General features: G+C 63.1%; 18 protein-coding genes and 1 tRNA gene. 8 read left to right on the plus strand and 11 right to left on the minus strand.

What is annotated here, in order from left to right; all coding sequences use genetic code 11:
* The first annotated feature begins 30 nt into the window (after window positions 1-30).
* On the plus strand, window positions 31-396 hold the full coding sequence (locus VMF11_05615; GenBank protein HTU69780.1) for a hypothetical protein: 366 nt from the start codon (window positions 31-33) through the stop codon (window positions 394-396).
* Here the strand turns inward: VMF11_05615 and VMF11_05620 are convergent.
* The 5 genes from VMF11_05620 to lgt are packed head-to-tail and all read right to left on the minus strand — an operon-like array spanning window position 393 to window position 3,896.
* Window positions 393-1,382 carry a ketoacyl-ACP synthase III gene (locus tag VMF11_05620; GenBank protein ID HTU69781.1) on the minus strand — a complete coding sequence of 330 codons (990 nt, stop codon included), beginning with the start codon at window positions 1,380-1,382 and terminating at the stop codon, window positions 393-395. The two genes, VMF11_05615 and VMF11_05620, sit on opposite strands and share 4 nt — an antisense overlap.
* Complete coding sequence (locus VMF11_05625; protein HTU69782.1) at window positions 1,382-1,891, minus strand: DivIVA domain-containing protein; 510 nt, start codon at window positions 1,889-1,891, stop codon at window positions 1,382-1,384. The genes VMF11_05620 and VMF11_05625 overlap by 1 nt, the downstream gene beginning before the upstream one ends.
* On the minus strand, window positions 1,892-2,302 hold the full coding sequence (sepF, locus tag VMF11_05630; protein ID HTU69783.1) for a cell division protein SepF: 411 nt from the start codon (window positions 2,300-2,302) through the stop codon (window positions 1,892-1,894).
* Window positions 2,303-2,304: 2 nt separating this feature from the next.
* Window positions 2,305-2,982, minus strand: a complete 678-nt coding sequence (locus VMF11_05635; protein ID HTU69784.1) for a YggS family pyridoxal phosphate-dependent enzyme — start codon at window positions 2,980-2,982, stop codon at window positions 2,305-2,307.
* Complete coding sequence (lgt, locus tag VMF11_05640; protein HTU69785.1) at window positions 2,979-3,896, minus strand: prolipoprotein diacylglyceryl transferase; 918 nt, start codon at window positions 3,894-3,896, stop codon at window positions 2,979-2,981. The genes VMF11_05635 and lgt overlap by 4 nt, the downstream gene beginning before the upstream one ends.
* On the opposite strand from lgt, the gene VMF11_05645 reads away from it, so the two are divergent.
* The 6 genes from VMF11_05645 (at window position 3,872) to VMF11_05670 (ending at window position 8,056) form a co-directional block, all read left to right on the plus strand.
* Window positions 3,872-4,624: a cytochrome c biogenesis protein CcdA gene (locus VMF11_05645; GenBank protein ID HTU69786.1), complete on the plus strand. Its 753-nt coding sequence runs from the start codon at window positions 3,872-3,874 to the stop codon at window positions 4,622-4,624. The two genes, lgt and VMF11_05645, sit on opposite strands and share 25 nt — an antisense overlap.
* Complete coding sequence (gene lspA / locus VMF11_05650; protein ID HTU69787.1) at window positions 4,602-5,111, plus strand: signal peptidase II; 510 nt, start codon at window positions 4,602-4,604, stop codon at window positions 5,109-5,111. Before VMF11_05645 ends, lspA begins: the two co-directional genes overlap by 23 nt.
* A complete protein-coding gene (locus VMF11_05655) occupies window positions 5,086-5,985 on the plus strand; it encodes an RluA family pseudouridine synthase (GenBank protein ID HTU69788.1) in 900 nt (299 codons plus the stop codon). Before lspA ends, VMF11_05655 begins: the two co-directional genes overlap by 26 nt.
* The gene (gene tgt, locus VMF11_05660) at window positions 5,954-7,051 is read left to right on the plus strand and encodes a tRNA guanosine(34) transglycosylase Tgt (GenBank protein HTU69789.1); all 1,098 of its coding nucleotides are present in this window, start codon (window positions 5,954-5,956) and stop codon (window positions 7,049-7,051) included. The genes VMF11_05655 and tgt overlap by 32 nt, the downstream gene beginning before the upstream one ends.
* 131 nt (window positions 7,052-7,182) lie before the next feature.
* Entirely contained in the window at window positions 7,183-7,479 is a 297-nt protein-coding gene (locus VMF11_05665; protein HTU69790.1) for a hypothetical protein, read from the plus strand.
* A 37-nt stretch (window positions 7,480-7,516) separates the two neighbouring features.
* A complete protein-coding gene (locus tag VMF11_05670; GenBank protein ID HTU69791.1) occupies window positions 7,517-8,056 on the plus strand; it encodes a Uma2 family endonuclease in 540 nt (179 codons plus the stop codon).
* Between the two features lie 6 nt (window positions 8,057-8,062).
* Here the strand turns inward: VMF11_05670 and ileS are convergent, their stop codons facing one another.
* From ileS to VMF11_05695, 5 genes are all read right to left on the minus strand, one after another.
* Window positions 8,063-10,843: an isoleucine--tRNA ligase gene (gene ileS / locus VMF11_05675; protein HTU69792.1), complete on the minus strand. Its 2,781-nt coding sequence runs from the start codon at window positions 10,841-10,843 to the stop codon at window positions 8,063-8,065.
* The gene (csaB, locus tag VMF11_05680) at window positions 10,840-11,922 is read right to left on the minus strand and encodes a polysaccharide pyruvyl transferase CsaB (GenBank protein ID HTU69793.1); all 1,083 of its coding nucleotides are present in this window, start codon (window positions 11,920-11,922) and stop codon (window positions 10,840-10,842) included. The genes ileS and csaB overlap by 4 nt, the downstream gene beginning before the upstream one ends.
* On the minus strand, window positions 11,885-13,915 hold the full coding sequence (locus VMF11_05685) for a DUF5693 family protein (protein ID HTU69794.1): 2,031 nt from the start codon (window positions 13,913-13,915) through the stop codon (window positions 11,885-11,887). Before VMF11_05685 ends, csaB begins: the two co-directional genes overlap by 38 nt.
* 248 nt (window positions 13,916-14,163) lie before the next feature.
* Window positions 14,164-14,940: an enoyl-CoA hydratase gene (locus tag VMF11_05690; GenBank protein ID HTU69795.1), complete on the minus strand. Its 777-nt coding sequence runs from the start codon at window positions 14,938-14,940 to the stop codon at window positions 14,164-14,166.
* 328 nt (window positions 14,941-15,268) lie between these two features.
* Window positions 15,269-15,341 (minus strand) — tRNA-Val (locus VMF11_05695).
* Between the two features lie 104 nt (window positions 15,342-15,445).
* Here VMF11_05695 and VMF11_05700 point away from each other — a divergent pair.
* A complete protein-coding gene (locus VMF11_05700; protein ID HTU69796.1) occupies window positions 15,446-15,838 on the plus strand; it encodes an ATP-binding protein in 393 nt (130 codons plus the stop codon).
* 92 nt (window positions 15,839-15,930) lie between these two features.
* On the opposite strand, the gene VMF11_05705 is transcribed toward VMF11_05700, so the two are convergent.
* Window positions 15,931-17,277 (minus strand): S41 family peptidase, encoded by a 1,347-nt coding sequence (locus tag VMF11_05705; protein ID HTU69797.1) that lies wholly within the window; start codon window positions 17,275-17,277, stop codon window positions 15,931-15,933.
* Window positions 17,278-17,355 lie beyond the last annotated feature (78 nt).

The following is a 17,355-nucleotide window of genomic DNA, read 5'->3' on the forward strand; positions in this document are numbered from 1 at the left end:
TGAGGACTATGGCCGAATCGTGACCGCGATATGGCAACGCTATGGTCGCGCGCGCTCGCCGCGCTGCTTTTCTCGCTGCTCGCCGCATGTGCGTCGCAGCCCACGCCCCAGGAAGCGGTCGCCGCCAAGGAGACGGCCGCACTTGCACCGCTCAAGGCGCGGTATCCCGATATCGTGACCGCGTTCAATCTACACGGAACGCGGCTCGATATCGCGATCGACGCGAACGGCTACATCGCAACCGGCGACGACGCCGTCGCGCGCTTCAAAAAGGCGGCGTCGCAAGACTGGAAGCAGGCCTGGAGCGGCGCGCACCCGCATCAGCACGCCACGCTCACCGTCCGGCTGATCGATTTCATCGGCCGCACCTGGGCGACCGAACGCGTTCGCGCCTAGATCACGACCACGTTGCCGGCGGTGACGAGCCCGCCGCCGAAGCCCATGATCAACACGCGCTGCCCGCTCTTCACCCTCCCGTCGCGCATCGCGGGAATCAGGGCGAGCGGAATGCTCACCGCCGACGTGTTGCCGTATTGCGTTACCGAGAGGAGCGTGCGCTCGATCGGGAACCCGATGCGTTTGCACAGTGCCTCGATCATGCGTTCGTTGGCGCTATGCGGTACGAACCAATCGATCTGCTCGAGCGTCATCCCTGCGCGCTGCAGTATCCGCTCGATGTCGGCCGGCACGTTTTCGAGCACCCAGCGGTAGACCTCGCGGCCGTTCTGGCGCAACAGTCGCGATTCGTCGATGGTGCCGTTGATCTCGGTGCGCGTGCCGGTGCGATAGAGAAACTTCCCGCCGCCGCCGTCCGAGCCGTGCGACATGCCCAATATCTGCGGCCGTTCGCTGCGCTCGATCAGCGCGACGCCGGCGCCGTCGCCGAAGAGCACGGCGGTCGAGCGGTCGGTGTAGTCGACGCTGCGCGTCAGGGCGTCGGCCGCCATTGCGAGGACCCGATCGCACTCGCCGCTCGCGATCAGACCGCACGCCAGATTGATGCCGTACGCGAAGCCCGCGCACGCGGTGGAGATGTCGAGCGCGCCGACGCTCTTGGGCAGGCCGTAGTACAGCTGCAGCATCGCCGAGAGGCTCGGATACTCATAATCGGGCGTCGTCGACGCGACGATCAGATAATCGACGGCGCGTAAATCGACATCCGGATGATGCTCGAGCAAGTCGTCGATCGCACCGATCGCGAGGTCGCTCGAGTACTCGTGCTCGGCGACGACGTGGCGTTCGCGAATGCCGGTGCGCTGTACGATCCACTCGTCGCTGGTCTCGAACATGCTCTCGAAATCCGCGTTCGTGAGCACGCGCGGGGGAACGTACATGCCCACGGCGCTCATCCGCGCCGGCGCGCTAACGAACCGTTGCTGCACTAATAAACTTCGAGTCGCGTCGTGTCGTTGCTCGGCGCCGGCGGCTCTTCCGGCCGCGGCGGCTGATGCACGTTGTCGAGCAAGGAGAGATGCGTCGTCAGCACGCTGCGCAATTCGCTTTTCGCCTTCTCTGCCGCTTCGCAGGCGCGCTGGTGTTCGCGCCGGACTTCAGAGATCGCTTCGTTGTACGAGGCGATCTCGCGCTCGGACGCCAGACGCGCCTGCTCGCGGATGAGGTCGGCTTCCTTATGCGCCGATGCCTTGACCTCATCGGCGGTACGTTGCGCGAGCACCAGCGTGTTGTGCAGCGATTCTTCCATCGCCTTGAAGTGGCTGATGCGCTCTTTGAGATCGGCGATCTCCGCCTCGAGCGCCGCGCGATGCTGCGCATCGTCCTCGAGCGTCTCGATCACTTCGTCGAGAAATTGATCGACTTCCGCGCGGTCGTATCCTTGCAACGCTTTTTTGAAGGTTTTGTGCTGGATGTCGACAGGCGTAATTTTCTCCATCTATCCTCGTCCGGCCATAAAATCGAGTGTGGAATCACCCATCATCGAATCGCGCAGCCCCGCCGCGTTCACGACCACACCCGCCGGAACCACGAGGTAGATGGCTTCAGCCAACTTCTGAATCTTCCCGTCGATCGTGTAGGCCACTCCGGACGTAAAATCGACCACGCGCTGGAGCAGCGTCCGGTCGGCGTTTTGCAGGTTGATGATCACGACTTGCCGGTTGCGCAGCGCGTCGGCAATTTCGACGACATCCTGAAAGCCGCGGGGCGAGTACACGCTGACCTCGGTGCCGGCGCGGCGCCCCGCACCCGAAAGCGGCACCACCCGGCCTGACGGCGCAGGCTCGTCGTCATAGAGATCCTCTTCTTCGTCGCGGATCGAGAAGAACGACCCGAGTTTGCTGAACATGCTCATTTGCTTCGGCCTCCGAACAGAGCCGTACCGATGCGCACCATCGTGGAACCGGCGCGAACCGCTTCGCGCCAATCGCCCGACATGCCGATTGAGAGCGTACTTCCACCTACGGCGGCAAACGTCTTGGCGGCCAACTCGAAAGCCCGGGCAATCTGGTCGCGGTCGGCACCGAGCGGGCCGATCGCCATCACGCCGTCCAGCCGCAGCCCGGGCTGCGCCGCGACCGCGCCGGCGAGCGCCCCGGCCTCCGCGGGCGCCACACCGAAGCGCTCGCTCGGCGAGACGTTGACCTGCAGCAGCACGGGAAGCACGCGCCCGGCGGCCGCAGCCGCCTTTCCCAGCGCCCGAGCGGCATCGGGCCGGTCGACGCTCTGCACGACGTCGAAAAGTTCGAGCAGCGCCTTCGCCTTATTGGTCTGCACGTGACCGATGAAATGTTTCTCGAGATGCAATTCGCGAACGGCGGGGTCGGCAAACTTCTTCGCCGCTTCTTGCACGTAGTTCTCGCCGATCGCATCGAGCCCGGCGAGCGCGGCTTGCGCGATCGCCGCGGCCGGCTGTCTCTTGCTCACGCCCACGATCCGAACGCTTCCCGGCTCGCGCCCGCAGGCGCGCAATTCTTCGTCGATCTGCGCGCGCAGCTCCGCCAGCCGCGCAGCGAACGAGCCGTTCATCCCGCCGGCGTCAACGCATCCGTGGGCGGCGAATCGGTCGGCGTCACATCGGTGCGCCGCCCGCGCTTATTGCAATACCACAACCCGACGATCCCGATTGGAATCATCGGAAGCGCGTAGAGCTGCCCACCGGTAATCGGGCCGAGATGAAAATCGGCGTGCCGCCAAATCTCGGCGATGCTGCGCGTGATACCGTACATGAGGAACCAGCTCCACCCCACGACGCCGTCGGGCGGCCGGCGCTTGTAGATATAGAGCAGGATCGGCAAGGTGAGAATATCGAGTACGGCCTCGTAGAGCTGAGCCGGATGGCGATAATACGGGCCCCAGATCTCGGCGTCGCCGGGACGATTCGGAATCATGCACCACGGACGGTCGGGACGGCAGATATCGCCCCACAACTCATCGTTGATGAAGTTCACGATGCGGGTGAGTGTGATACCGATCGGCAGCAGCACGACGACTTCGTCGCCGAGCACGGTGTATTTGAGCTGCGGATGCTTACGTACGAAGAGCCAGATTGCGATGAGGACGCCGACCATGCCGCCGTGAAAAGCCATCCCGCCCTGCCACACCGCAATGATATTGAGCGGGTTGCTCGTGTAATAGGAGAGGTCGTGTTTGGAGATGATGTCGTTGATGACGAAAAACGTTCGGCCGCCAACCAAAACGCCGATCAGTGCGTAGAATAAGAAGTCTTGGATCTGCTCGCGGGTCAGACCCAGACGGGCCCGGCCCGTCCGGCGGCTCATCCACAGGTAGACCGCGACAAAACCCGCCAAATACGCGATTCCGTACCAGTGGATTCGCAAGAATCCAAGGTGGATCGCAATGGGGTCGACATTTGTCGGATAGTTAAACCAATGCTGTATCAAGAATATACCGGCCTGTGAGTTCGAGCGCGCTTCTTTCACATGGATGGATCGTCGCCGCCGGTTTGGCCTTTGGCGCGGGCTTCGTTTCCTTCATTTCTCCGTGCGTCCTCCCGCTCGTGCCCGCCTACCTCTCGCTGCTGACCGGTTCGAGCCTCGAAGAGCTGCAAGCGAACGAGAGCGCAAACACCCTGCGCACGCTCGCGATCGGGCATGCGCTCGCGTTCATCGCCGGTTTCACGCTGATTTTCGTGGCACTCGGCGTGACGGCCAGCGCGATCGGCGGCGTCTTGAACGCGCATCGCGTGCTGATCGCGCAGATCGGCGGAGTGATCATCGTCATCCTCGGACTCCAGATGATGGGCATGCTGCGCATCCCCTTCCTCATGCGCGACACGCGCGTCCACGTGCAGCGCGAGCAGCGGACCTTCTGGACGTCGGGGCTGGTCGGGATTGCCTTCGCCGCCGGGTGGTCGCCCTGCATCGGGCCGATTTTGGCCCAGATCCTCGCCATCGCCTCGCAGGCGCACACCTCCCAGGCAGCGCTGCTGCTTCTGACGTACTCCCTGGGTCTGGCGGTGCCGTTTTTTTTGACCGCGGTCGCGATCGGGGCGGTGCTGCCGGTGCTCAACCGAATCAAACGCTTCCTGCCGGCGATCGAATTCTGTGCCGGCCTCTTCCTGGTCGCGGTCGGCCTGGTGCTCGTCAACAATGCTTTCTACGCCGTTGCAGGGTGGTTCTATCAATTTGTCCCGGCTCCGAACATTTAACGCAACGCTCATCATCGTGCTGACCGCGGCGATCGTCTTCGCGCTCGATCAGTGGTCCAAGCACCTCATCACGGCGAGAATCTATTTCGATGCGCGCTGCAGCCCGTGGTGCGGCCACAAGATTCTCATTCCCGGCTGGCTCGAGTTCGCTCCGATTCCGAACTATCACGGAGCCTTCGGAATGTTCGGCGACAGCAAACCGATGCTCGTCATCCTGGCGGTGATCGTGCTGGTACTGTTCTGGTGGAGCTTTCGCGAGGCCGCGCTGCGTTCGCGTCTGGTGTGTGTTGCGTTCGGCATGATCGTCGGCGGCGCGCTCGGCAATGTGATCGATCGCTTGCACTACGGCTACGTCATCGACTTCATCGATTTCTACCGCTTTCCGCAGATTTGGCGCTTCACGTTCAACCTCGGCGACTCGTGCATCACCGTGGGCGTCGTTCTGCTCTTGATCGCGAGCCTTGTCCGACCACGCCGTCACGCCTGAGGAGGCGGGAACCCGCGCCGACGTGATCGTCGCGCGCCTCTCCGGCGCGACACGTTCGCTGGTGGCCGATGCGGTCAAGCGCGGCAACGTCCGCGTCAACGGCGTCCCCGTCAAAGCCAGCCATCCGCTCGAGAGCGGCGATCTGCTCGTGTACGACGTCCAGCCGCGCGAACCGCTGGTGGCCACGCCGGAAGCGATCGAGATTCCGATCGTCTACGAAGACGACGACATCGTCGTGATCGACAAGCCGGCCGGCATGGTGACGCATCCGGCGCACGGCGCGACCAGCGGCACGGTGGTCAACGCGCTGCTCGCGCATATCGGCACGCTTCCCGGCGATCCGCTGCGGCCGGGACTGGTGCACCGGTTGGATCGCGATACCTCCGGACTGATGGTCGTCGCCAAAACCGCGGCAGCACTCTCGACGCTCGGCATCGCCATGCAAGCACGCCGTATCAAGCGCGAGTATCTCGGCTTGGTGCATGGCGTTCCCGAACACGCGCGCGGGACGATCGAAGGACCGATCGGGCGCGACCCGCACAACCGGCTCAAGTATGCGATCGTCGCCGGCGGCAAACCGGCGATCACCCATTACGAAGTGCGCGAGATTTTTCCAAAAGCTGCGGAACTCGTATTTCGCCTCGAGACCGGGCGCACGCATCAGATCCGCGTACACCTCGCCGCGATGGGGCACGCGATCGTGAACGATCCGCTCTACGGGCGGGAGGAGGCGCGCTTCGGTCTGGCCGGTCAAGCGCTGCACGCCTGGAAGCTCGCCCTTGACCATCCGCGCACCGAGCGCGCGCTCGTCTTCGAAGCCGATCCACCGCCGGAATACGACCATGCACGCGCTCTTCTCGCTGCGCGCGACTGACGCGGGAGCGCGGCGTGGTACGCTGCGCCTCTCCCACGGCGTCGTCGAGACACCGACCTTCATGCCGGTCGGTACGGCGGCGACGGTCAAAGCGCTTACGCCGGATGAGTTGCGCTGTGCGCACAGTCAGATCATTCTCGCGAATACATATCACCTCTGGCTGCGGCCGGGGAGAGAGACGATCGTCGAAGCCGGCGGCTTGCACCGCTTCATGGCGTGGGACGGCCCGATTCTCACCGACTCCGGCGGCTTCCAGGTCTTCAGCCTGCGGGAGCGACGCAAACTCGACGACGACGGCGTCACGTTTCAATCCCACATCGATGGGAGCACGCATCGCTTCACGCCCGAGAGCGTGATCGAATTCCAAGAAGCGCTCGGCGTCGACGTCGCAATGGTGCTCGACGTTTGCACGAAGCTGCCCGCGACGCGCGACGCGCTCGAGAAATCGGTCGCGATGACGAGCGCATGGGCGCGACGGTCGCGCGAGGCGTGGAAGAGCGAGCGGACGGCCGTGTTTGCGATCGTGCAGGGCGGCCTCGATCCGGAGCTGCGCGAGCGCAGCGCGCGAGAGCTCGTCGCGCTGGACTTTCCCGGTTACGCGATCGGCGGGTTGTCGGTCGGCGAGACGCGCGAGGAGATGTACGTCACGGCGCGCAGCTCGGCCGCGCTCTTACCGGTAGAGAAGCCGCGCTACCTGATGGGGGTCGGAACCGTGCGTGACATCATCGTGGCGGTCGACTGCGGAATCGATATGTTCGATTGCGTCTATCCCACGCGCTGCGGGCGCAACGCGCGGGCGATGACGCGCAGCGGCGAGTATAATATCCGCAACGCGGCGTACGGGCGCGATTACACGCCGGTCGACCCGCAATGCGATTGTTACGTCTGCACGACCTACACGCGAGCGTATCTCTCGCATCTCTTCCGCGCGAACGAGATGCTAGGCCCGCGCCTGCTCTCATACCACAACGTCTACCTCCTCAACGATCTGATGCGCGACGCCCGCGAGGCGATCGAGTGCAAGCAGTGGCAGCAATACCGCGACCTCGTCCTAGGGAAGCTCTGAAGAACACAGACCTTGTCTCTGTTGTTCGGCCGGCTGTGGTGATTTCGAGGTAGGATTATACTCAGATGGAACGGTCCAAATCACACGTACTTAGCAGGAGCGTCAGCGGACTGATACGACTCGTATATTCGGTGGCCGGTTCGATTGTCACCATCGCTGCAGTCGGGTGCTTTTTCCTGGCGATGATCCTGCCGATGCGCTGTGGATTGGTGTCGGCCATTGGTGGTGTGGAGTTTGGGTTTATCTTTGCGCCGCCCATTCCCATCATCGCGGCAATAGCTGGCGCGTTACTCGGTTGGTTCCTGCGCCGGCGCTATCTTACTCTTGCATTAGCGGCGTTGCTCCTGTGCCTGGGCGTGATCGCCTTCGAGCAGCTGGTCCCGCATATCGACAACCCAACAGCCTCGAAATGCCGATTCGATTTTTAGACAGATCTTGTCGTTTGTGAAAATCGCGTGATAGTGTATGCGTGAAATGGCCCGCGGGATCGACACCAAGCCCTATCTCGAATGGCTCGACGGCGTGGAAAGCGTCGCGGTGAGCCCGAATACGCCCCATGGGATCGTCGCTATAACGATCGCCGAACTATTCAACCGGCGCGGGGACAGCTTTGGTCTGGCCATGCTGGAGGTCCATCTTCGCGTTAGCGATACACCAGGAAAGCGCACGGTGCTCCTCCCCGACGTTGCGCTTTATCGCGTGGAAATACTGCGGGCGCTCGATCCGGTGGATCGGCTGCTCCCGAACGTCCCGCCCGAGATCATCGTCGAAGTACGCTCGCCGAACGACCGGCCAGGTTTTCGCGAAGAAAAAATCCGGCGCTATCTCGCCTGGGGCTGTCCGCTGGTCTTCGACGTGGATCCGCCTTCCCGCACGATCGTCGTCCACACGAAAGATCGCGCGCGGATGCTCGTGGCAGGCGATCGCTTCAGCGATCCCGCCGCGGCATGGCTCGAATTCGACGTCCGCGAGGTGTTCGAACGCCTCGATCTTTTAGGATTCTAGGGAAGCCTAGAGCGCGCGGACGACGGCGGCGCAGTCGGCGCAGATCGACGGATGTTCGGGATCGGTGCCGAGCTCGCGAAACTTCCAGCAGCGGCGGCATTTCTCGCCGTAGGCGGGATGGATCGTGAGACCGGTTTCCTCGCCGGGTGATTCACGCAGGTCCAATTGCGAGACGACCAACGCTTCGCGCAGGTTGTCTCCGAGCGCGCTCAGCTCGCCGAAGCGCGCGGCGGGGACCCGCAGCTCGACCCGCGCTTCGAAATCGCGGGGGCTCTCCGATGCAGCGACGCGGGCGCGCAGTTCGCGCAGCATCTCCCACAGTTCCCGTTCGCGCGGCGGCGCGGTCGCCGGTGCGCCGAATGCCGAATCGAAGACGCTGCGTTCGTCGCCGCGCAGCCGCTCCGGGACCTCTTGCCAGGCTTCCTCGGCGGTGAACGAGAGAATCGGCGCAACCGCCGTCAGCAACCGTTTGAGCGCGTAGAGCAGCGCGGATTGCGCGCTGCGCCGGCGACGGCTGTTCTCGCCCAGCGAGTAGAGCGGGTCTTTGAGGGCGTCGAAATAGAAACTCGACATCGCACTTTCGAACTCGACCACACGTAGATATGCGTCGTGGATGGCAAAGGTCTCGTAGAGCGCCTTTACCTCGGCGACGAAGGTGTCGGTGATCGCACAGGCCAGGCGATCGAGCGGTTCCATCTCCTCGCGCGCAACGACGTCGTGGGCACCCAGATCGTCGAGGTTCGAGAGCATGAAGCGAATGCGGTTGCGGATGTTGCGATAGACTCGGCCGACCTGTTCGATCACGTTCGGACCGAAGCGCACGTCGTCGACGAATTCCACCGACGCGGACCATAGACGCAGCACGTCGGCGCCCCAGCGGTTCATCGCCTCGACCGCGTCAAGGCCGGTGCCGCGCGACTTGGACATCGCCCGCCCCTGCTCGTCGTTGACCCAGCCATTCTTCACCACGCGTTTGTACGGTGCATCGCCTTTGATCGCGACGCCGGTCAGCAGCGAACTGCGGAACCAGCCGCGGAACTGATCGCCGCCTTCGAGATACATCTCACACGGCCAGGGGATATCATCGTGACCGAGCACCGCTAAATGCGTCACGCCCGACTCAAACCAAATATCGACGATGTTCATCTCCTTCTCGAACGTGGTTCCGCGACAATTCGGGCAGTGAAACCCCGCCGGCAGATACATCTCGACCGGATCGACCCACCACGAACCCGCGCCCGCTTCAGCGAAGCGTTTCGCCACGTTCCGTGCGACGTGCGGATCGAGCATCGATTCGCCGCATGCGGCGCAGAGCAGGGCCGGGATCGGGGTGCCCCAGATTCGCTGGCGCGAAAGGCACCATTCGGGATGCTTTTCGATCATCTGACGCTGACGCGCGCGGCCCCACTCGGGAACGTAATCGACACGATCGACCGCTTCGATTGCGCGCGCGCGCAGGCGATTCTGATCCATCGCGATGAACCACTGCGCGGTCGCTCGAAAGATGACCGGGTTGTGACAGCGCCAGCAGTGCGGATAGGAATGTTCGTACTCCTCCACGCGCCAGAGCGCGCCGCTCGCGCGCAGGTCTTCGACGATGACCTTGTTGGCCTTGAAGATGAACAGGCCCGCGTATGGACCAGCCTCTTGCGTGAAATGTCCCGACGCATCGACCGGGTTGAGGATCGGTAGATCGTACTTGACCCCGGTATCGAAGTCGTCGGCACCGTGTCCGGGCGCCGTGTGCACCGCGCCCGTTCCGGTTTCGAGATCGACGTAATCGGCGAGCACGATGACCGAATCGCGATCCATGAAGGGATGGCGCACGCGCAGATCGTCGAGACGATCGCCGGCGACGCTCGCGAGCAATTCCGCGCGCGCAAAGGCTTCCCCGAGCGCCTTCGGCGCAAGCGCGCTGGCGAGAATCAGCAGCTCGTCGTCGACGCGATAGAGTCCGTAGGTGGCGTCGGCCCGCAGCGCGATCGCGACGTTGGCCGGCAACGTCCACGGCGTGGTCGTCCAGATCAGGACCGACGTCCTTCGAGGCTCGCCTTCGGCGAGCACCTCAGGATGACGTGAAGCGGCAAACACCGACAGTATAGCCTCACGCTGTTCGTCGCCGGCCGAAAAGCGGACGTAGATCGAAGGCGAGATCTTCGGCTCATATTCGATTTCCGCCTCGGCCAGCGCCGTTTCGTCGTGAACGCACCACAACGTCGAGCGCAACCCCTTGTAGAGCTGCTTGCGCTCGGCCAAGTCGGCGAGCGCGTTGACGATCGTCGCCTCGAACGACGGATCGATCGTCCGATACGGCCGGTCGAAGTGACCGAAGACGCCCATCCGCTGACGCGCTTCACTTTGACGCCCAAGCCAAAAGAGCGCGCGCTCCTTGCAGCGTTCGCGCAGTTCGAGCGGGTCGATCGCGTGAAAGTCCTTGATGCCCAGGAATTTGAGCGTCTCGAGTTCGATCGGCAACCCGTGCATGTCCCAACCGGGAATGAAATCGGCCCACTTCCCGTCGAGCAGCGCAATCTTCACGAACATGTCCTTGAGCACCATGTTCAGGAAGTGCCCCATGTGCAACTCGCCGTTGGCGTAAGGCGGACCGTCGTGGAGAATCCACGGCCCGTTCTTGCGATTGGCTTCGAGCCTGCGCTCGTAGACGCGTTGCGCATTCCACCACGCGAGCCGATCGGGTTCGCGTTTGGGTAGATCCGCTTTCATCGGGAAGGCGGTCTTGGGTAAACGTAAGGTATCGCGATAATCGCGTTCGACGGTCTCACTCATGGATCGCGCATCAATTCGCCGAGCACGTCGAAATTTCGTGCCGCGGCGGCGGCAATCTCGGCAGCCTGCCGGCGAAGCGCGGACGCGAGCGCCTCCCGCTGCGACATCAGTCGGTCGACCAGCGCGTCGACCGCAAGATCGGCCGGCGCGGCTTTGCCCGGCGTCCAGAGCGGCTCCAGCGGATACGCGAGATCGTCGCAGAGCGCGGCGACCTTCGGATCGTAGGGGATGGCGAGAAACGGTACGCCGAAACGCGCCGCCAAGATCAGCGCGTGCAAGCGCATTGCGACGACCACGTGCGCTCCGCGCAGAATCGCCGCGGCGCGCGCGAGCGAACACTCCGGCAAAAGCATCGGCGCGCTCTTGCACAGACGAATGATCGAGGTCGAGATCTCGGCGTCGCCGGCGCCACCCATCGGCAGGAACGCAACGCGAACGCCGTGCGTCTGCGCCAGACGATCGACCGCGCGAGCAATCGCGTACTGACCTTCCTTGAGGCTGGAAACCTTGCGCACGCTCACGATCGCGTAGGGATCGGGTCCCAATCCCTCGCTACCAAGGTCGACCTCCTCGACCGGAAGTTCGTAGAGAAAGACCGGATCAGCCGTACGTTCCACCGGCGTTTGCGGCAAAAGCGATTGGAGCAGACGCTGCGAGCGCGCATCGCGCACCGTCGCACGGTTCACCCCGCGGCAAAAATTGCGCACGACGATGCGTCCCAAAAGGTCGAGCGGGCCAACCGATTGCGCGAAGATCATCGCCTTACGCCGTTGCCGAACGGCTTCGCGCAGAATACCTGTGTAGTAGACGACGCTGCGCACACTGGTTGCACTTTGCAGCAGTCCGCCGCCGCCCGAGAGGACGACGTCGGCACGGGCGATCGCATCGCGCACGAGGCGCATGTTCCAGCGCGGGGTCGCCTCGACGCCGTAGGTGCGAGCGGTGAGACCGGGCGTTGCCGAAAGCACGTCGATCTGCATCGCCGGAAAGCGCTTTTGCAACTGCGTCACGATCACTTCCAGCAACGCCTCGTCGCCGAGGTTACCGAACCCGTAATAGCCCGAAAGCAATACACGCACGGCGATAGATCCAGATCGCGAGGGTTCCGATGATCGCTCCGACCACGAGTCCGATGACCGTTCGCGTGAGCGAAATGGTTAGCGGCGTGTGCAGGTGCGAGAAGGTGTCGATCACGTCGCCGATGCCGACACCGATCCCGAGAGCCAGCAGCCAGCCTGCGATGCGCCGGTGCGCCGAGGTCAACGCCGGCATCAGCATCATGAACGGAAATCCAACCAGAAATTCCTTGAATCGCGGGCGTACGCTGAGCACGTCGGTCAAGTCGTGGCGCAGCAGCAGCTCGAAGTGCGAGGGCGCGATATCGCTGTCGTTGCCGCTGCGCATCAAGAGCAGGACGCCGGCGCCGACGATGACCAGCCCGATGAAGAGCTGGTAGACGCGAATCGGCGCGTCGAACACTTGCGAGGGCCGCTCGACCCCCGAGTTGAAACGCCGGTCGAACAAATAGAGCACGAGCGCGATCAGCGGCGGAAGCGCCAGCACGAGACGGATCCCGCGGAACCGTTCGATCTCTTCCATGGCGAGCGGGGAGCTCATCACGCCGACCACCACCAGAGCGCCGAGCAGGGTCACGCCGGTTACGAGCAGCGTCCAGCCGAGGCTGCGCACCAATTGATCGCTCAAACGAGGCGCCGGCTCTTCAGTGCAGGCCTTGGCGAACGTCAAGAACGCCGCGGTCGCAAAGAGCAGCGCGCCGGCCAGCGCGATCATCGAGCGAGCAAAGAGATCGTGATGCGCCACGATACCGGCGAGATACAGGAGGACCGTGAGCGCGTACGCGCTCACGGCAAGCCGGCGGCGGTACCAGCCGAAGGCGCCGAGCAGCAGCACGAACATCGAAGGCACGGCCAGCGCCGCGACTCCGACTAGTACGCGGTTATCGCCGTGATACAGCGGAATCGGCGTGGCGCGCCCGAGTTTGAAACCGTGGGCTTTGAGTTGATCGGCAATCTCCTTGACCATCTCGACGTTGGTCGCTTCGATCGTGAGGTTGCCGTCCTGATGCGGCCATGGACGCAAATAGACGACGCGGATGTTGCGCTCGCGAACGCCCAACACGTAGCGTCCGACAACGTCGTCGAGCGTGATCTTGTCGAGGTCGGTCTTGGCGATCGCCTGTACCCGGACCGTCTGTCCCTCGATCCCCTTGGCCAGCGTCTCGTTGCCCTTTTGGATTTGACTGTTGTCGTACGTTTCGATCGTGCCGAAGTTGAACGGATGCGCCGACTTCGGACCGTGCTCGCGAAACACGGCGATGGCGTCGTCGAGATGATCCGGAAACCCGAAGACCTGGTTGCGCAAGCCGAAGAACATCACCGTCGAGACATGCGGATCCGCAGCCAGAACATCGTCGACCGCCGTACTCATCTGCGTTTTGGTATAGCGTTCGTCGTTTTGGAAGCGCGGAACGACGAGCAGTCCCAAATGCTTGGCCAACGCAATCTGATCCGAAGGAATTCCGAGCGCGTTCGCGTTGAAATAGTCGATCTGGCTTCGCAGTTCGATGATCCAGGGTTTTGCGTCGCGTAGAACCCGAATGCTTTTTCGCTCGTAGTGCAGCGCGAGCTGCGCGCGAAAACGCGCATACGTCGAAGGATCGCTGATGATGAGATAGATGGCATTGCGCGCGATCCGGCGCGAGCGCACCAAGGATTCCAGGAGCGGGTCGGAGAGCGGCGAGAGTTCCGCTTGATTCATGAGTGCGGCGCCCGTCGTCGCGTACGCACGGCCGTCGGTGCCGACGTTCGAACCCAGCTCTTCGGTCAGTGCGAGCGAGGTGAGGCCCGCGCGCCGCAGCGCGATCAGGAAGCCCGCCGGATTGTAGTTGTAGGAGCGCGCGAGTTGGACAAAATCGGTATAATCCATCGCGAGCTCGACGCGTCGCGCCTTCGATTCGGCGGATAGGCGAAAAACCGCCACCGCCGCCGAAGCGATGAGCGCGACAAGCAAGATCAACGCGGCATAGCGCGTCTTGGCATCGGGACGGATCACGCGGGACGGGTGTTCGCGTTCGAGCTACGACGATCCCCACATAAAAACATAAAGGCTCGCGTAGCGAGCCTTTATGCCGTCGCGTATGCGGTTGCCCGCATACCGGGTGTGGGCGACGTCTTTTTTACCAGCCTGTCCACAGCGAAGCGCCCACGTCTCATAATGCTGCAGTGGCTATTGCTCTGGTACTTACCTTAGCAGGTCAAAGCCTTCCGTGAAAGAGGCGGTTCGAATATTTTACGTGCGGTCTAGCTTTGCCAGCGCGGCGACCGCTTGTGGATGAAAGCAGTAATACCCTCTTGAGCATCGTCCAGCTGGGCATTATCGACCATGACCTGCTTGGCAAACGCATAGGCCTCGTTGACGTCGAGTTCGATCTGTCGGTAAAACGCTTCTTTACCTAGTCTGACAACAGTCCGGCTGGCAGCTGCAATTTTTGCTGCCAGCGCAAGCGTGGCCGCGCGCAAACCGTCCGCAGGAACAACCTCGTTGACAAGGCCCCAAGCCAGCGCGGTCGGCGCATCGATCGGCTCTCCGGTGAGCAGCATCTGCAGCGCGCGCTTTCTGCCGACGGCCCGGCTCAGGGCTACCATCGGGGTGCTGCAGAACAGCCCGATCCGTACGCCGGGGGTGGCGAAGCGGGCCGCCTCCGAGGCCACCGCCAGGTCGCAAGCCGCCACCAGTTGGCAGCCAGCCGCGGTCGCCATCGCCCCGACCTCGGCGATCACCGGTTGCGGGATGGCCGCGAGCGTCGCCATCAGCGCGATGCACTGGTCGAAGATTTCGACGTACGCCGCCCGGTCGCGGCCCTGGAGCTCGCGCAGGTCGTGCCCGGCGGAGAACGCCGGTCCTTCGCCGGCCAGAATCACGGCACGCACCTCGCGGTCCTGGCCGATCTCGTCCAACACGCGCTGCAGTTCACGCATCATGGCGAGCGAGAGCGCGTTGCGCCGTTCCGGACGGCGCATGGTGACGATCGCCGTCGCTCCCTCGCGCTCGAGGTTGACCTCGTTTAACTGAATCATGACAATCGCATTTCTCTAGCCATTGGGTCCACCACTTCGCTTTCCGCGAAGCGGCTTTAGGATTCGGGCGGCTTTCCGCGACGTAGCCGAGGAAGCGCGGTCCGCTTTCCGCGAAGCGGCTTTAGGATTCGGGCGGCGCCGTGTTTTCACCAAGCGGCTTTAGGAGCCGCGGTCCGCTTTCCGCGAAGCGGCTTTAGGATTCGGGCGGCTTTCCGCGACGTAGCCGAGGAAGCGCGGTCCGCTTTCCGCGAAGCGGCTTTAGGATTCGGGCGGCGCCGTGTGCGAAGGCACATAAGCCGCCCGAAGACGACAAGACGCGAAGCGGAAATGGGCGATGCAGGGTTCGAACCTGCGACCTTTGCCTTGTAAGGGCACTGCTCTCCCAGCTGAGCTAATCGCCCGCAACCACGGGCCCGCTTGCCGGGCCGGATGGCTCATCTTTCTACACGAAGGATCGTACTCGCCTCGTTTGCCGTTGGGGTGCAAGGGTAGATAGAGCGCAAGCATGACACCCAATTTCCGGGCCGCGTTCAGTGGCGAACGCCGAAACGTACCGCTGGCCCGCAACGCCGTTGCCGGATTTGCCCGTCTTTGCGGATTTTCACTCGAAGAGGTTTCCGATATCCGTTTGGCCGCGGGCGAAGCGCTGAGCAACGCGGTCGAGCACGGTCACACGCATCGCTCGAGCGGCTTCTCCGTGCGATGCTCGTTCGAGGACGACCGCCTCACGATCGAGATTCGGGATAACGGCGACGGCTTTTCGCCGCCGACGCTCCTTTCCGAAACCGGCGAACTCGACGGCGGCTTCGGGATTCTGCTCATGCGCCGCCTGATGGACCGCGTACAGTTCGAACGCAACGGCACGCTGGTCCGCCTCACCCGCAGCAAAGCCGTTTGATTTCGTCCAGCTCTTCGTCGCCGAAAGCCTCATTTACTCATCCGTAAACTTCGGCTTCCGGCTCCTCGATCTGAACGAAATCAGTCCGGCTTTCAGTGGCCGGTCGTTTTTACTTGGGCGATCTTCTTCTGCAAAAAGTCAAGCGCGGCGCGCAATTGCGGATCCTTCACCGGATCACCGAAGCGTGCGTCACGCGGCTCCGCTACGGTAAGGTCGGGTTGGATCCCCTTTAGGTTGATGTCCTGATGATTCGGCGTCAAATAATGCGCGGTCGTGATCTTGATCGCGGCGCCGTCGGCAAGCGGGGTGAGCGTCTGCATCACGCCCTTACCGAACGTGCGCGTCCCGATCAGCGAGGCGATGCCGTCGTCCTGCAGCGCACCGGCGGTGATCTCCGACGCCGACGCGGTGTACTCGTTGACCAACACGGTCACCGGAACGTCGATTGCCACGCCGTCGCTATCAGCGGTGACGGTCGTGTCCGGGCTGCCGCGTTCTTCGACGGTGAGCAGCGGTTTGTCGGCAATGAACCGCTCGCTGATCTGCAGCGCCGATTCGACGTAACCGCCGCCGTCGTTGCGCAGGTCGAGTACGAGGGCCCTTGCGCCGGCGTTCTTCAGGCGGCTGATCGCCGTGTCGAATTCGTCGGGCGTGCTTTGTCCAAAGGCGAGCACGTAAACGTAGCCGATCGAGCCCGGAAGCATTTTGGAGACGACGGTCGGCGGTTCCAGCTCGCTGCGCGTGATCGCGGTGGCAAAGGGCGCCGCATTGCCGCGAACGATGCCAAGATTCACCGTCGTGCCGGCTTTGCCGCGCAGCAGCTTGCTGGCGTTGTCCGTCGTGATGCCTTTGGTCGATGCACCGTCGATCGTCGCGATCTCGTCACCGGGTTGCAATCCGGCGCGGTCGGCCGGCGTGCCGGGGACGACGTACGACACGTCGATCAATCCGCTGGTCGCGTCCGGCTGAATCAGAACGCCGATGCCGGAAATCTTCTCCGGATCCAGCGCGTCTTTGAACGCCTTGTACTCACTGGGCGTCATGAACTCCGTGTAGCGGTCGTCGACGGCCCTAGCCATCGCGTCGATCGCAGCGTAGGCATACTCGGTCGTCGATCCGTGCGCGTCCGCGGCGGCATCGGCAATCGCGCTGTCGAGGGCCTGCGTGTTCGCCTGGGGATCGTCGCTCGCGCGAAGCGGCACGACCGCAATCTTCGACCCGTGCTTGTGCGCGACGTCGATCAATGCGGCGCGCGCTTTATCGAGCAGCGTTTGCGGATCGATCGGGCGATAGTACGAGGTCGCGAGCAGGTGATAGCTTTCGTTCACGTCCTGCGCCGTCGCCGACGGAAGCGCTTCCGACGCAAAGACCGGCAACGTGCCGGCCAACAGGAGGACAGACGCGCAAAAAGCGGCGCGGACGCGAGAGGTCAGGTTCATTCCACGTATCTTATCGGTGATTGCTGAGAGCCGTTTCAGGCGAAGCGGCCAAGCATTTGCTTTGTTCAACAGAGTTAT

The sequence above is a fragment of the Candidatus Baltobacteraceae bacterium genome, from assembly GCA_035502855.1.
Taxonomy (GTDB): Bacteria; Vulcanimicrobiota; Vulcanimicrobiia; order Vulcanimicrobiales; family Vulcanimicrobiaceae; genus Aquilonibacter.